This window comes from Aquabacterium sp. A7-Y (assembly GCF_026153205.1).
Lineage (GTDB): Bacteria > Pseudomonadota > Gammaproteobacteria > Burkholderiales > Burkholderiaceae_C > Caldimonas.
Window position 1 is genome coordinate 83408 of record NZ_JAPFBW010000023.1, and the last position, 14551, is coordinate 97958.

At 69.6% G+C, this 14551-nt stretch carries 13 protein-coding genes; 4 read left to right on the forward strand and 9 right to left on the reverse strand.

The window, feature by feature from the left end; translation table 11 throughout:
* Positions 1 to 13: 13 nt before the first annotated feature.
* The 8 genes from OOT46_RS20245 to OOT46_RS20280 form a co-directional block, all read right to left on the reverse strand.
* Positions 14 to 1996, reverse strand: coding sequence for an ABC transporter ATP-binding protein (locus OOT46_RS20245; protein WP_265405436.1), 1983 nt, complete (start codon positions 1994 to 1996; stop codon positions 14 to 16).
* Positions 1993 to 2823: an ABC transporter ATP-binding protein gene (locus tag OOT46_RS20250; protein WP_265405437.1), complete on the reverse strand. Its 831-nt coding sequence runs from the start codon at positions 2821 to 2823 to the stop codon at positions 1993 to 1995. The genes OOT46_RS20245 and OOT46_RS20250 overlap by 4 nt, the downstream gene beginning before the upstream one ends.
* 30 nt (positions 2824 to 2853) lie before the next feature.
* Positions 2854 to 3708: an ABC transporter permease gene (locus tag OOT46_RS20255; protein ID WP_265405438.1), complete on the reverse strand. Its 855-nt coding sequence runs from the start codon at positions 3706 to 3708 to the stop codon at positions 2854 to 2856.
* An 11-nt stretch (positions 3709 to 3719) separates the two neighbouring features.
* The gene (locus OOT46_RS20260; RefSeq protein ID WP_265405439.1) at positions 3720 to 4595 is read right to left on the reverse strand and encodes an ABC transporter permease; all 876 of its coding nucleotides are present in this window, start codon (positions 4593 to 4595) and stop codon (positions 3720 to 3722) included.
* A gap of 67 nt (positions 4596 to 4662) precedes the next feature.
* Positions 4663 to 5454 carry an ABC transporter permease gene (locus OOT46_RS20265; RefSeq protein ID WP_265405440.1) on the reverse strand — a complete coding sequence of 264 codons (792 nt, stop codon included), beginning with the start codon at positions 5452 to 5454 and terminating at the stop codon, positions 4663 to 4665.
* 10 nt (positions 5455 to 5464) lie between these two features.
* Complete coding sequence (locus OOT46_RS20270; protein ID WP_265405441.1) at positions 5465 to 6214, reverse strand: ABC transporter permease; 750 nt, start codon at positions 6212 to 6214, stop codon at positions 5465 to 5467.
* Positions 6211 to 7308, reverse strand: coding sequence for an ABC transporter substrate-binding protein (locus tag OOT46_RS20275; protein ID WP_265405442.1), 1098 nt, complete (start codon positions 7306 to 7308; stop codon positions 6211 to 6213). The genes OOT46_RS20270 and OOT46_RS20275 overlap by 4 nt, the downstream gene beginning before the upstream one ends.
* A 29-nt stretch (positions 7309 to 7337) precedes the next feature.
* A complete protein-coding gene (locus OOT46_RS20280; RefSeq protein WP_265405443.1) occupies positions 7338 to 8810 on the reverse strand; it encodes a hypothetical protein in 1473 nt (490 codons plus the stop codon).
* 342 nt (positions 8811 to 9152) lie between these two features.
* Between OOT46_RS20280 and OOT46_RS20285 the strand changes: the two genes are divergently transcribed.
* The 3 genes from OOT46_RS20285 (at position 9153) to OOT46_RS20295 (ending at position 11914) form a co-directional block, all read left to right on the forward strand.
* A complete protein-coding gene (locus tag OOT46_RS20285; protein ID WP_265405444.1) occupies positions 9153 to 10688 on the forward strand; it encodes an amidohydrolase family protein in 1536 nt (511 codons plus the stop codon).
* Between the two features lie 85 nt (positions 10689 to 10773).
* Entirely contained in the window at positions 10774 to 11436 is a 663-nt protein-coding gene (locus OOT46_RS20290) for a dienelactone hydrolase family protein (RefSeq protein ID WP_265405445.1), read from the forward strand.
* A gap of 109 nt (positions 11437 to 11545) precedes the next feature.
* The gene (locus tag OOT46_RS20295) at positions 11546 to 11914 is read left to right on the forward strand and encodes a hypothetical protein (RefSeq protein WP_265405446.1); all 369 of its coding nucleotides are present in this window, start codon (positions 11546 to 11548) and stop codon (positions 11912 to 11914) included.
* Between the two features lie 37 nt (positions 11915 to 11951).
* Here the strand turns inward: OOT46_RS20295 and OOT46_RS20300 are convergent, their stop codons facing one another.
* Entirely contained in the window at positions 11952 to 13307 is a 1356-nt protein-coding gene (locus OOT46_RS20300; RefSeq protein WP_265405447.1) for an LLM class flavin-dependent oxidoreductase, read from the reverse strand.
* Positions 13308 to 13664: 357 nt separating this feature from the next.
* Between OOT46_RS20300 and OOT46_RS20305 the strand changes: the two genes are divergently transcribed.
* The gene (locus OOT46_RS20305; RefSeq protein WP_265405448.1) at positions 13665 to 14543 is read left to right on the forward strand and encodes a class II glutamine amidotransferase; all 879 of its coding nucleotides are present in this window, start codon (positions 13665 to 13667) and stop codon (positions 14541 to 14543) included.
* The last annotated feature ends 8 nt before the right edge of the window (positions 14544 to 14551 follow it).

Below are 14551 nucleotides of genomic sequence, written 5' to 3' on the forward strand. Positions count from 1 at the left end.
CCCGCGGGCGGCTTCAGGCCAGGGCAATGTCGGGCGGCGCGTGCCGCCCCTGCGGCTCGTCGTCTTCCGGCAGGACCGGTTCGGGCAGCTCCGGCCGCGGTGCCAACCCGGAGGCCGGGCCGGTCGTCATCACGCCCGGACCAGCCGCGGGCTCCGCTGCCGGGCCGGGCCGGCCCTCGGCCTCGGGCAGGAAACCCTCGGCCTGCTTGCTCCACAGCGCATAAAAGGCGCCGCGCCGCGCCAGCAGCTCCTCGTGGCTCCCGTCCTCGACGATCTCCCCCTGGTGGAACACCAGGATGCGGTCGAGGTGGGCGATGGTCGACAGCCGGTGTGCGACCACGATCACGGTCTTGCCGTGCATCACCCGCTCCAGCGTGTCCTGGATCGCCTTCTCGGTGATGGAGTCCAGGCTGGAGGTGGCTTCGTCGAGGATCACGATGGGCGCGTCCTTGAGAATCACCCGGGCGATCGCGATGCGTTGGCGCTGCCCGCCGGACAGCTTCACGCCGCGCTCGCCCACCATGGACTGGTAGCCCTCCGGAATGCGGGCGATGAAGTCGTGCGCAGAAGCCAGCCGGGCCGCCTCGACGACTTCGGCGTCGCTGGCCTCCGGCCGCCCGTAGCGGATGTTTTCCATCAGCGAGCGGTGGAACAGCGTCGGGTCCTGCGGGATCAGGCTCAGCTGCGCATGCAGCGACGCCTGGGTGGTCGAGCGGATGTCCTGTCCGTCGATCAGCACGGCGCCGCCCTGCGGGTCGTAGAGCCGCAGGAGGAGGCTGACGAAGGTGGACTTGCCGGAGCCCGACAGCCCGACCAGGCCAACGCTCTGGCCCGCCGGGATGGTGACGTCGAGCCGCCGGAACACCGGGTGCCCGGCCGCATAGCCGAAATCGACGCCGCGCAGCTCGACGCGGCCCTGCCGGACCTGCAGCGGCGGAGCCTGGGGGCGGTCCACCAGCTCATGGGGCCGCACGATGGTCGACACGCCGTTGGAGACGTTGCCGACATACTCGAAGAACTCCAGGAAACGCCGGCTCAGGTTGCGCGCCTCGTTGATGATCAGCAGGCACAGGCTGACCGCCATCACGAAGTCGCCGACGCCGATCAGCCCGCGGCCCCACAGCTGCAGCGCGAACCACAAGACACCGATCTTCAGCGCCGCGGCGGAGGAGAACTGGAACCAGCGCACCCGCTCGGAGTAGCCGTTGGAGCGCCGCACCGCCTTCAGCTCCTGGCGCAGCACCCCGTCGAGGTGCTCACGCTCGAAGCCCAGTCGGGCGAACAACTTCGCGCTCGTCAGGTTGGCGACCGAGTCGACCACCGTGCCGGTGGTCTCGCTGCGGGCGGCCGAGGCGCGGTGGGCGTGCGGCTGGCAGCGCCTCGCCAGTACATAGGACAGCCCGACGAAGCCGGCCGCCCACAGTGCGGCGAAGCCGCCGAGCTGGGGATGGGCGTGGAACAGCAGCACCACCGACACCCCGATGACGATCGCGATGGGCCAGAACTCGGTGATCAGGGACCACAGCGTCTGCGTCACGCCCATCGAGGTCTCGCTGATCCGGTGGGCCAGCGCACCGGCAAAGTTGTTGGCGAGGTAGCCGTGCGAATGGTGCTGCAGGTAGTGGTAGAGCTGGCGCGTCACGTTCTGGCGCTGGCGCGGCCCGAGGCGGATCTGGATGGCGCCGGCGGCGCGGCCGAACACCAGCTCGCCGAGGCAAAAGCCGACGAACAGCAGCAACGGCGTCTGCAGCGCCTCCACCAGCCCCATCGACTGCCCCTGCGCGCCGACCACACCCTTGATGATGCGGTTGACGGCATAGGGAACCAGGATCCCGCAGGACGCGTTGGCGGTCTCGAGCAGGAGCATGGCCAGGTAGCACCACCGGTAGCGGGCGACGAAGTAGAGGATGAAGCGCAGCGGCGTGGACGGCAGCGCCGGGGTGCCGCAAGCGCGTTGGAAACCGGCGTCGGCGCCGGCCGTGGAGGCGGCGCTCACCACGCGAAGGTCCAGTCGCGCAGCGGCCCGCCCGGCGTCGCGGCGGCCGGCTTCACCGGCTCGCGGCGGGGCTCCTGCGCGAACTCTCCGAGCACGTCCTCCTTGAGGGTCGCGAAGGCGACGCTGCTGCGGTCGCGCGGGCGCGGCAGCGAGGACAGGTCGACGATACGCTTGATGCGCCCGGGCCGGGGCTGCATCACCACCACGCGGTCCCCGAGGTAGACCGCCTCCTCGACGTCGTGCGTGACGAGGATCATTGTGATGCCCTCCTGCGCCCAGATGCGCTGCAGCTCCTGCTGGAGGTAGGTTCGGGTCAGCGCGTCCAGCGCGCCGAAGGGCTCGTCCAGCAGCAGCACCTGGGGGCGGTTCACCAGTGCCCGCGCGATCGCGACCCGCTGCGACATACCGCCCGAAAGCTGGTAGGGATAGGCAGTCTCGAAACCCTTCAGTCCCACCAGCTCGATGTGCTCCTGCACGCTGCGCCGTTTGCCGGCCTGGTCGCCCTTCGCGTTCAGCAGACCCAGGCCGACGTTCTGTTCGACCGTGAGCCAGGGGAACAGCCGGTGCTCCTGGAACACGATGCCGCGTTCCAGGCTGGTTCCCACCACACGCCGGCCGTCGAGCTGGATCTCGCCGCGGTAGTCGTCCTCCAGGCCGATCACCAGCCGCAGCAAGGTCGACTTGCCGCAGCCGCTGGAGCCGACGATCGAAACGAACTCGCCGGCCCGGATCGACAGCGAGATGTCTTCCAGCACCTTGAGCGGCTGGCCCTTCACGTCGTACTGCTTGTGGAGATCGCGGATCTCCAGGGTTCCTGCATCTGCCATGTCAGTGTCCTTTGTCCAATGTTCCAGAGCTCAGGTCCGGGCCGGGCCGCGCCAGCGCAGCAGCCGGGACTCCATCGCCGCGGCGCCGAGATTCAGCAGGAAGCCGACCGCGCCGACCACCACCACGCCCAGCAGCACCTGGTCCATCCAGAAATGCTCGCGGCCGTCCACCAGCAGGTTGCCAATGCCCTGCCCCGAGGTCAGCAGGTACTCGGCGCCCAAGGTCGCCAGCCAGGAGTACAGCAGCGCGAGGTAGATGCCGGTGAAGATGGACGGCAGCGCGCCCGGCAGCACCACGCGGCGGATCAGCTGCCAGCGGCTGAAGGCGAACACGCGCGCCACCTCGGTCAGCTCGCGCGGCACGCTGCGTATGCCTTCGAAGGTGTTCAGCACCACTGGGAAGAAGGCGGCCAGCGACAGGAAGGCCACCTTGGCGGCGTCGCCCAGGCCGAACCAGACCGAGATCAGCGGGATCCAGGCCAGCAGCGAGACCTGCTTGATGGTGTGGAAGCTCGGTCCGACCAGCCGGTCGAACCACCGCGACAGGCCGAGCGCCGTGCCGAACACCAGGCCCGCCGTCGAGCCGAGCAGGAAACCGCTGGTCTGGCGCCGCAGGCTGGCCCCCAGCGCTTCCCAGAGCACACCGTTGGCGGACAGCCGCAGACCGGTCTCCCACACCTGGCTCAGCGGCACGAACAGCTGCGAGTCGGTCCAGCGGAAGCGATACGCCGCCCACCACAGCGCGAGGCCGAGGGCGGGCAGGGCCGCGCCGCGCAGGATCGTGCGCAGCGTTGCCGCTGCCGCCCGCCGGCGCGGCGCGGCGGCAGGGCCCGTGCCCTTCGGGGCGGAATACGCCGCGGCCGGCGCGAACAGTTCGAGAGTCATCTGCCGTCCTTTCAGAAACTGTCCCGGCGCCAGCGCAGCAACCGGGTCTCGACCAGCGCGAGCAGCTTGTCGAGCACAAAACCGACGCCCCCGACCACCACCACGGCGGCAAGCACCACGTCGAGCTGGTAGAGCTGTCGGCCGTAGACGATGAGGTAGCCCACCCCCTCGGACGAGGCGAGCAGCTCCACGCCCACCAGCGCGAGCCAGGCATGGGTGAGCCCGTAGCGCACCCCGCTCCAGATCGGCGGGAAGGCGGCCGGGAACACCACCTTGCGCACCAGCTGCCACCCCGAGAAGCGGTACACGCGCGCCACCTCGATGAAGGCCGGCGGGACGTTGCGTATGCCCTGGAAGGTGTTCATCGTGATCGGCACGAAGGCGGCCTTGGAGATCAGGATGATCTTGAGCGCCTCGTCGATGCCCACCAGCAGCATCAGCAAGGGCAGCCAGCCGAGCGAAGGCACCTGCGCGAACACCTTGAAGCTGGGGTAGAGGACCTCCTTCGCGGTGTTGGACAGGCCCATCACGGTCCCCAGCACCAGCCCCAGCCCGCCGCCGAGCGCAAAGCCGCAGACGACCCGCTGCAGGCTGATCGAGGCGTGCATCTGCAGCTCCCCCTGCTGGTACAGATCGAGGAAGGTCGCCGCCACCGCGGCGGGCGGCGGCAGGATCTGCACCGGGACCAGTTCGTGGCTCGCCGCCACCTGCCACAGCACCAGCACGGCGAGCGGAAACGGCCAGGCCAGCAGCAGCCGTGTCAGCGGGCCGTGCCATGCCGGCGGTGGCAACGCCGCGGGCGTGCCAGGGGCCTTGCGCCGGATGTCGGGATCGATGACGGGCGGCGCAAGCCTCTCCCTGAAGGCCAGTGTGGAAGTCGGGGGCATCACAGGCTCCGTGGTCAGGATGTGGTGAAGGCGGGCGCGGTCTTGCCGAGGGGAAACGGCAGGCAGCTCACGGCGTGCGCCCCTGCCAGCGCAAGGCGCGGGCTTCGAGCCGGGCGGCGAGCCGGCTGAAGGTCGCGCCGATCGCGCCGATGACCCCCATGCCGAAGATCACCAACGCCACGTCGAAGGCGGCACGGCCGCGAATCACGGTGTCGCCCAGGCCCACGCCCTGCTTCGCGAGCAGGAACTCGGCGCCGATGGTCGCGAGCCAGGCATACACCAGGCCGAGTTGCACTCTCGTGAGGATCTGCGGCGCCGCCGCCGGCAGCACCAGCTGCGTGAGCCGCTGCCGCGGCGTGAAGGCATGCACCCGCGCGACGTCGAACTGGGCCGGGCTGACGCTGCGCACGCCTTCGAAGCTGCCCAGTGCGACCGGGTAGAAGGCCGACAAGGCGATGAACAGGATCTTGGCCGCGTCGCCCGAACCCAGGCAGCTCGCGATCAGCGGCAGCCAGGCGAACAGCGAGATCTGCTTGAGGGTATGGAAGGTGGGGCCGACGATACGCTCGGCCCATCGCGAGACGCCCATCAGGGTGCCCAGGGCCAGCCCTGCCGAGGCGCCGCAGGCGAAACCCGCCAGGTCGCGCCACAGGCTGGCCAGCACGCCGAGCAGGAAGTCCGGCTGCCGGAGCGCGCGCCATGCCGTCCTCAGCACGTCCTGCGGCGAGGGAATCAGACGGGTATCGACCCATTGCCAGGTCGTCGCACAGCCCCACAGCACGACGAACACGGCCGGCAAGGCCAGGCCGCGCCAGTCGCGGGGACGCGCCGCGCCGGCTTGACCGATGCAGAACTTCACGATGGCTCCTTCAATACGCCGTGCGGCGCCAGGTTTGCAAGCGCGCTTCGATGCAGCGCAGCCCTGTGTCGAGCAGCACGCCCACCATGCCGATCGCCACCATCGCGACGATCACCAGGTCGAGCTGCATCAGCTGCCGGCCCCAGACCATGAGAAAGCCGATGCCCTCGCTGGAAGCCAGCAGCTCGACGAACACCAGCGAGAGCCAGGCCTGCATCACGCCCTGCCGCAGCCCGTTGAACAGGCTGGGCGTGGCCGCCGGCAGCACCACCCGGCCCAGCACCTGGGGCAGGCTGAAGCGGTACACCCGAGCCACTTCGAGCCAGGCCCGGGGAATCTGCCGGATGCCCCGGTCGCTGTTCACCGCCACCGGCACCGCCACGGCGATCGAGATGGCGACAACCTTCAAGGGCTCGTCGATGCCGACGAAGAGGATCAGCAGCGGCACCCACCCGACCACCGGGAACTGCGCCACCATCTCGAAGCTCGGCTGCACGTAGGCCCTGAACGAATCCAGGAGGCCCATGGCCACGCCCAGCAACAGTCCCGCTCCGCCGCCGATCAGCAGGCTCCAGCCGACCCGGCCCAGGCTGATGCGCAGGTGCTCCCCCAGCTCGCCCGAGCTCCACAGCTCGTGGAGCGATTGCCAGACCAGCCCGGGTGGCGGCAGGATCTGCGGCGGCAGCCAGGCCCGCTGCACCGCGAGGTGCCACAGGCCCAGCAAGGCCGCGGGCAGCAAGGCGCCTGCGCCTCGCCTCACTGGCCCGCCACCTTGGCAGCGTCGCGCTTGACCTGACCCTCGGCATCGAACTCCGGCCAATGCGCTTCGAGCTGCAGGTCCTTGAGCGCCTGGTTCACGTACTTGGGCTCGATCCAGCCCTCCAGCGGCACGTCGCGGCGGATCAGGCGGAAGCGCCTGGCCTCCTCGACCGCCTTGCGCAGCGACGCAAAGTAGTACTCGTCGAGCAAGGGCGAGTTGCGCTCCTTCAGGCTGTAGCCCTCCCAGGTCTTGACATAGTCGCCGTAGGGCGTGGAGCCGGCCTGAGCCCACAGCTTGAACTGGGGGTCGCGGTTCTTCTCGTCCGAGGCCCACACCGCCGTCTTCACCAGCGCGTTCACGACACGCTGCACGATCTGCGGGTACTGCTTCTCGAACGCCTCGGAGACCCAGAAGCTGGTCACGCTGGTGACCTTGGGATCGCGCTGGATCTCGAACAGCGGCTTGGCGATGCCGCGTGCCTGCAGGTCGAAGGGGGTCGTGACATAGCCGTCGATGTCGCGGGTGGCGAGCGAGGCCTTGGCCGTTTCGGCGTCCATGCTGATGACACGGAAGTCCTTCTCCGAGAAGCCGTGGCGCTCGAACAGGCGGTTGAGCGTGAGCTGGCCCGCGGTCCCCTTGTTGACAGCAATGCGCTTGCCCTTGAGGTCGGCCAGCGTCTTCGCCGGCGAGTCCGAGGGCACCACGAAGTAGGTGTTGCCGAAGCGGCCCAGCGCCAGGATGACCTTGCGCTGCAGCCCGCTCGACTTGCCGACGATCAGCGGCAGGTCGCCGTGGTGGGCGAAGTCCACCAGGCCGTTGGCCGCGGACTCGTTGGTGGCGGGACCCGCCCCGGGAAAGAAGGTCCACTGGATGCGGATGCCGTCGGCCCGGAACTCCTCCTCCAGCGTGCCGCGCTGGTGGGCGGTCGCGAGGATGTTGCCGCCGGCCAGCGGCCGGCCGCCGGTGCCGGCGCCCGAGTAGGCGATGCGGATCAGGGCGGGCCGGTCCTGCGCGTGGGCCGGGGCGGCGAGCTGCACGGCGACCAGCGAGAAGGCGGCGCCGGCAATGCGTACGAGAAGGCTGCGTCGTGTCATGTGGAAAGTCCTGGGAAACGGAAAAGGGGTCAGAAGCCGTACTGGAACTGCAGCAGCACGGCATCGCTGTCATCGAGCGCCGGATCCTGGTAGCCGGTGCGGCTCAGGTTGACCTGGAACTTGGTCGTCTCGGCAAAAAAGACGTTCAGGCCCAGGGTCGAGATCGCGATCGAGTTGCGTGCCACCGCCCGGTCGGGGTCCCACAGGTCGTGGCGGACGAAGGCCTGGTAGGACTTGGGCCACCAGTCGTCGTACTTGGCCTGGCCGCGCCAGCCACGCACCCATTGCTCGCCCCAGGTGTAGAAGAGCGTCAGGTACTGGCCGCGGCTCTTGACGGTGTCCAGCCCGGTCCCGCTGCTGCCGACCAGGACCTCGTCGCGCCCCTCGGCGTATTCGTAGGTTACGCCGAAGGGGGCATGGTTGTAGTAGATGTCGAAGCCGGCGCGGGTGCTGTCGCCGGTCGCCGCCGTGCTGGTCGCGCCGGCCACGGTGCGGGTGAGGTTGCGCCTGCCCTGGTAGTAGGACGTCCCCACCTTGAGCTCGCGCAGCAGGCTGTAGTAGTCCACCGGCAAGGTGAAGGCCAGGCGGGCCAGATAGTCCTTGTCGCCGTTGTCGTCGGACTTGTTCGGGCCGCTGCCGTTGACGATGCCGAGCGCGTACTCCAGCAAGGGGGCGCGGTAGTTGAAGCCGTAGTCGACATAGGGCTCGAGGTCGCCGCGCAGGATCAGGCCGATCTGCCGGGTCCCGACGCCCAGCGTCGAGAGGAACTGGGCCGACTGGATCACCGGCCGCAGCTCCTCGCCGACCTGGGCCTCCAGGCCGAACGGGATCTGCTGCTGCCCCAGCCGCAGCGTCAGCTGCGCCGCCTCGAGCCCGGCCTTCGTCGGCACCGGGCTGTACTGCAGGTAGGCATCGGTGAGGTTGAACTGGCTGTTGTTGTTGGCCGGCGTGTTGGCCGCATACGCGAAGGCCGCGCGGTAGTCGAGGTCACGGCCCTCGGCATAGTCGCGGTAGAGGCTGCCCGAGAGGTTGACGGTCGCCTGCGAGATGTCGAAGCTGCTGTGGCGCCGGGTCGCCGCGGCGGTCGATCCGCTTGCGACGCCCGGATCCTGGTGGGTGAAGCGCGCCTGCACCGAGCCGCCCAGCCGGGTGCCGCGGGTGGTCAGCGCGGTCTTGGTCTCGCGGTTGCGCTGCGACTCGTACTTGTAGTTCTCAAGGTCGGAGCGCAGGCCTTCGACGTCGGCCTTGGTGGCCGCCTGCGCGCCCGTATCGGCCTCGCCCGGCACCGCCGCTTCGTCCCCGGGCGGCGTCGCGCGCGCGGCGGCGGCCGTGACCTTGCCCGCGAGCTGGGCCTTCAGTGCTTGCAGCTCCTCCCTCAGTGCCTGGACCTCCTTCCGGAGTTGTTCGGTGGCGGGATCGACCGCCTGGCTGGCGGAGGCCGCCACGGCCAGCAGTCCCGCGGCAGCGGCCCTTGTCGCGCTGCACGCCCTGACTCGCTTCATCGCTCTGTCCTGTCTTGCGCTCATCGCGTGAGGTGTAGTGGGTGGCCGCAGACCCCATGCCGAGCTGCGGCCACCCGTCCTCCCTGATGCATCGTTGCTCGCGGAGGAACCGCGGTGCCTGCCCTCTTCGCAGGAGCTGTGCCAGCCCTTTCGGGCGGGTTGAAGAACGCCGCTGCTGGGTTCGAGCAGCCGGCGTGCTGCGTAGAGGGCAGCCGGCGTCGCCTGCCTGCTGGGTTCGAAGCTCAAGGCAGCCCCAGGTCCTTTCGGGCACTGGCACAAAGCCTGCAGCTTGTGGCCCGCGACGCCCCCTGTCGCCCTCGACCATCCAGCAGAAGGACTCCCATGAACGACCGTCTCAGCCGCCTGCGTGCCTCGCCCTCCGTCGCCGTCAAGCAGAACCTCCACTACCCGGTGATCGACACCGACGTCCATACCAACGACTACGCGCCCGCCCTGGAGGAGTACGTCGCCCAGTACGGCGGCCCCCGGCTTGTCGACGAGCTGCGTAAGGCCACCGCTTCGCGACGCCGCAATGCCGAGAACAGCAGCGGCAAGGACTGGTATGCGCAGACGCCCGAGGAGCGGCAGCACCACCGCACCATCCGCTCGCCGTGGTGGGCACGCGTGACACGCAACACGCTCGACGTCGCGACCTACCACCTGCCCGAGCTGCTCTACGAGCGCCAGGAGGAACAGGGCTCGGACTACTCCGTGCTGTTCCCGAACAACGTGCTCGCGCCACTGGCGGCGAAGGACCCGGACGTGCGCCGCCCGCTGCATCGCGCGGTGAACCACTACCACGCCGACCTCTACCGCAAGTACAGCGACCGGCTCACGCCGGTGGCCGGCATCCCGCTGTACACGCCCGAGGAAGGCATCGAGGAGCTGGACTTCGCGATCAACACGCTGGGCCTGAAGGTCATCAACATCTCCGGCGGCGTCAAGCGGCCCATCCAGGCGATCGCCGACAAGTACCCGCCCAAGGACCATCCCGAGCTCGCGAAGTACGCCTCCTACATCGACTTCTACGGGCTCGACAGCGAATACGACTACGACCCCTTCTGGGCCAGGGTGGTCGAGCTCGGCGTGCCGGTCACCACCCACTACGGCAGCCAGGGCTGGACCGGCCGCTCCTCCATCAGCAACTACATGAACAACCACATCGGCCATTTCGCCGACGGCTCGGAGGCCTTCGCCAAGTCGCTCTTTTTCGGCGGCGTGACGCGGCGCTTCCCGCAGCTGCGGGTCGCCATGCTGGAAGGCGGAGCGGCCTGGGGCGCCAACGTCTACATCCACCTGATCGACCGCTTCGAGAAGCGCAGCCTGGCCGGCCTGAAAAACTACGACCCGGCCGAGCTCGACCGCGCGCTGCTACTGGAGCTGTTCCGCCGTCATGGCGCCTCGCTCACCAAAGGCCGTGAGCTGGAAGCAGAGCAGCTGGTGCGCGACACGCTGGGCGCCGGCTATGCCAGCGACGCCCGCCAGCCGCTCGGCGCTGAGCTGGAGGACTTCGCGGCCGCCGGCATCGAGACGCCCGAGGACATCCGCGAGCGCTGGGTCGACAGTTTCTTCTTCGGCTCGGAATCGGACGACCGCACCATTGCCGCCGCCTTCAACGACAAGGCCAACCCGCTGGGCGTCAAGATCAACGCGATCTACTCCTCCGACGTGGGCCACTGGGACGTGCCAGACCTCACCGACGCGCTGGCCGAGAGCTGGCGCCTGGTGGAGGACGGCGTGATCTCGGCGCCGGACTTCGAGTCCTATGTCTTCGCCAACCCCTACAAGTTCTACACCCAGGCCAACCCGGCGTTTTTCGACGGCACCGTGGTCGCCCAGAAGCTCAAGCACCCCGGAGTGGCGGCCCGGGGGGCCTGAGGGACCGCCGGCTCCGCCCCCACGAAAGACAGTCGCGTTCAGGCGGCTCCGCCGAGTCGCCCGTTTTTTTCCTGATGGAGAGCTCATGCCCGTTGAACACCTCACTCTGGCAGCCGGCACCGACCGCCTGCCCTATCTGTTTTGCGCCGCCTCGCCCGGCGCCGTCAGCCCCGCGCCGCTGGTCCTCTTCCTGCACGGCAAACGCGACGCCGGCACCGAGCTGAAGCTGTTGTTGCGCTGGCCCCTGCCGCAGCAGGTCGAGCGCAGCTCCGGCCTGCCCTACTACTTCGCCGCGCCGCAGATCCCCGCCGAGACCGACTGGCGCGAGCGGCGCGACGCGGTGCTCGCGCTGCTCGAGCACCTTCTGTCCACCTACGCGATCGACCCCGCCCGGGTGGTGTTGACCGGTTTCAGCTTCGGCGCGGCCGCCGGCTGGGAACTGGCCGCCGAGCATCCCGGCCGTTTCGCCGGCTTCGTGCCCGTGTCGGGTAAGGTGCCCGAGCACTTCGGCCCGGCTGAATTCGAGCGGCTGCGCGAGCTGCCGGTCTGGGCCTTCAACGGCGAGCGTGACGAACGCGCCGCGCCCGAGCAGGCGCGCCGGGCGGTGGCCGCGCTCAACGCCCAGGGCGGCTCCGCGCAGTTCACGGAGGTCGCCGGCGGCGATCACTTCATCGAAGATGCGGTCTACCTGGATCCGGTGCTCGAAGCCTGGTGGCTGGGCCAGCGGCGGGCGTTCGCGGTGGCCTGAGCGCCGCACCGCGCGGCCGCTGGCACGAGAGCTGCAAGCCGGTGGCCGAGCCACGGCCTGCCGCACGATGCGCGGCGGCCCCTCAGCAGCCCTGACCTACCGCACTGCCATGACCATCCTGCGCACCTATGCGCCGCTGTTCGTGCCCGACATCGGCGCCGCCTTGCCTGCCTTCGCGCGGCTGTGTCCGCGCGGCCCCCTGCTGCGCTTCACGCATGGCGAGTTCGAGGCCGCGATGGCCTCGGGCTTCCTGCTGCTGTGTGGCCCGCCGGCGGCTCTGGCGGCGCACCGCGAGATTCGCACCATCGCGATCGTCAGCGACCTGCGCGCGATCCAGCGCGACCTGCTGGCCGCCGGCGCGCGCATCCTGTTCGGCCCGCGGCGCGTGACCACCGGCCGGCACCTCGCCGCCCGGCTTCCGGCAGGCGAGGTCGTCGAGTACCTTCAGTTCGGCTGGAGCCGCATGGCGGCGCATTGAGCCAGCCCCGCAGGCCGGTCCCGCGGGGCCGCTGCCCTCACGCGGCCTTCGCTTCGCGCTGCAGCGTGAACCGGTTCGCCGGCCGGTCCAGCCCCAGGTTCTCGCGCAGCGTACGGCCTTCATAGCGGGTGCGGAACAGGCCGCGGCGCTGCAGTTCCGGCACCACCAGGTCGACGAACTCGTCGAGCGACTGTGGCAACACCGGAGGCATCACATTGAAGCCGTCGGCCGCATCGTTCTCGAACCACTCCTGCATCCGGTCGGCGATGGTTTGCGGCGTGCCCACCACCACCCAGTGGCCGCGTGCGCCCGCCAGGTACTCGTAGAGCTGGCGCACCGTGAAGCGCTCGCGCTGGGCCAGTTGCAGCACCACGTGCTGACGGCTGTTGCGGCCTTTCTCGGGCTCCGGGTAGTAGGGCGGCGGTGCGTCGAGATCCCAGCCGCTCAGGTCCTCGTCCTTCCACACCGCCCGCAGGGTACCGAGGCCGACCGAAGGGTGGATGAGACGCTGCAGCTCCGCCCACTTGGCCTCGGCCTCCGCCTGGGTGCGCCCGATCACCGGAGAGATGCCGGGCAGCACCAGCAGCTGTTCCGGCCGCCGTCCGTATTTCGCCAGCCGCCCCTTGACGTCGCGGTAGAAGGCTTGCGCCTCGGCCAGGCTGGTCCAGGCGGTGAAGATGGCCTCTGCGGTGGCAGCGGCCAGTTCGCGCCCCGGCTCGGACGAACCGGCCTGCACGATCACCGGGTGGCCTTGCGGGGAACGCTCCAGGTTCAGCGGGCCACTGACCTTGAAGTGCTTGCCGTGGTGGTTGATCGCGTGCAGCTTGGCCGGGTCGAAGTAGACGCCCGAGGCCGGGTCGCGGATGAAGGCGTCGTCCTCGAAGCTGTCCCACAGGCCTTTGACCACGTCGATGAACTCGTGGGCCCGTTCATAACGCAGCTCGGGGTCGGGGTGCTGGGTGAGGCCGAAGTTGCCGTGCACGTCGTCGGCGCCGGTCGTCACGACATTCCAGGCCGCGCGGCCCTTGCTGATGTGGTCCAGCGAGGCGAACTTGCGCGCCAGCAGGAAGGGCTCCTCGTAGGTCGTGGAGGCGGTCGCGACGAAGCCGATGTGCTGCGTGACCGCCGCCAGCGCCGACCACAGCGTGACCGGCTCGAAATAGGACACGCGGCCCTGGCGGCTGAAGGCGTCGGCCTGGCCGCGGCGCGCCACGCCGGGGCTGTCGGCCACGAAGACCTGGTCGAACAGCCCGCGCTCGGCGGTCTTGGCGAGCTCGATGTAGTGGTCGATATTGACCCCTGCGTCGATCCGGGAGCCGGGGTGCCGCCAGGCGGCGATGTGGTGGCCGGTGGCCATGATGAAGGCGCCGAGGCGCAGCTTGCGATCGCTCATGAGAGTGCTCTTCTTGAAAGTGCTGAGGAGGGAAGGTGCTTGCGGTCCAGATCAGCGCAGGGCAGAGCCCTGACCCTGCAGGGCCTCGACGAGCCGGTGTCGGCGCCGAAGCCCCGGCCGCTTGCACAGCCCATGCCACCCCGAAAGGCCACCGGCCTGCCCGGCGTGCAGCGCCGCGGGCGGCAGCCGGCGCGCGGGCTGTCCCGATGACAGCAGCCGCGGTCGGCTTCCAAGCAGGGCGGGCCTCGTCTCATGCGGCCGACTCATATGCTCGGACGGATCGCATCCTTCCGTCGTGCGGCATGGGCCGCTACCCTGGGTATCTCCTGTCACTCCTGCAGCAGCCAGCCTCGCCCCATGTGCCAGTTGTTCGGCATGAGTTCCAATGCACCCGCGACGGTGAACTTCTCGTTCACCGGCTTCTCGGCGCGCGGCGGCCGCACCGGCGAGCATGGTGACGGCTGGGGCATCGCCTTCCACGATGCCAGCGGCTGCCGGGTTTTCCTCGACGAAGGCAGCGCCTGCGACTCGCCGCTGGCCGACTTCCTGCGCCGCCACCCCTTCAAGTCACGCTCGGTGATGGCCCACATCCGCAAGGCCACCCAGGGTGAGGTGAAGCTCGCCAACTGCCATCCCTTCCAGCGCGAATGGGGCGGCCAGCACTGGGTGTTCTGCCACAACGGCGACCTGCAGGACTTCCGGCCCGCGCTGCGCGGTCTCTACGAACCGGTCGGCAGCACGGACAGCGAGCGGGCCTTCTGCTGGCTGCTGCAGGCGCTGCGGGATGCCTTCGGTGCGGCGCCGGCCGGTGGCATGCCGGGCTGGCAGCGGCTTGCGCCGGTGCTGGCCGACCTGAGCCGCCATATCGCCCGGCACGGCAGCTTCAATTACCTGCTGAGCAACGGCGAGGCCCTCTACGCCCATGCCTCGACGCACCTGAGCTGCCTGCAGCGTCGGCCCCCTTTCTCGACCGCCCGCTTGATCGACTGCGACCTGAGTCTGGACCTGAGCCAGGGCAACGGTCCCGAGGACTGCATGGCGCTGGTCGCCACCCACCCGCTGACCCACGACGAGCCGTGGACGGCCTTCGAGGCCGGCGAGCTGAAGGTGTTCGCCGGCGGCCAGGCGGTCTGGAGCTCGCTGAGCGCGCCCATCCCCGCCCCCACGCCGCGTGCGCGCCCACGGCCCGTGCAGCCGGCCTCGCTTGCGCCCGCCGGGCTGCGTTTCGCGGTCTGAAGCCGGCC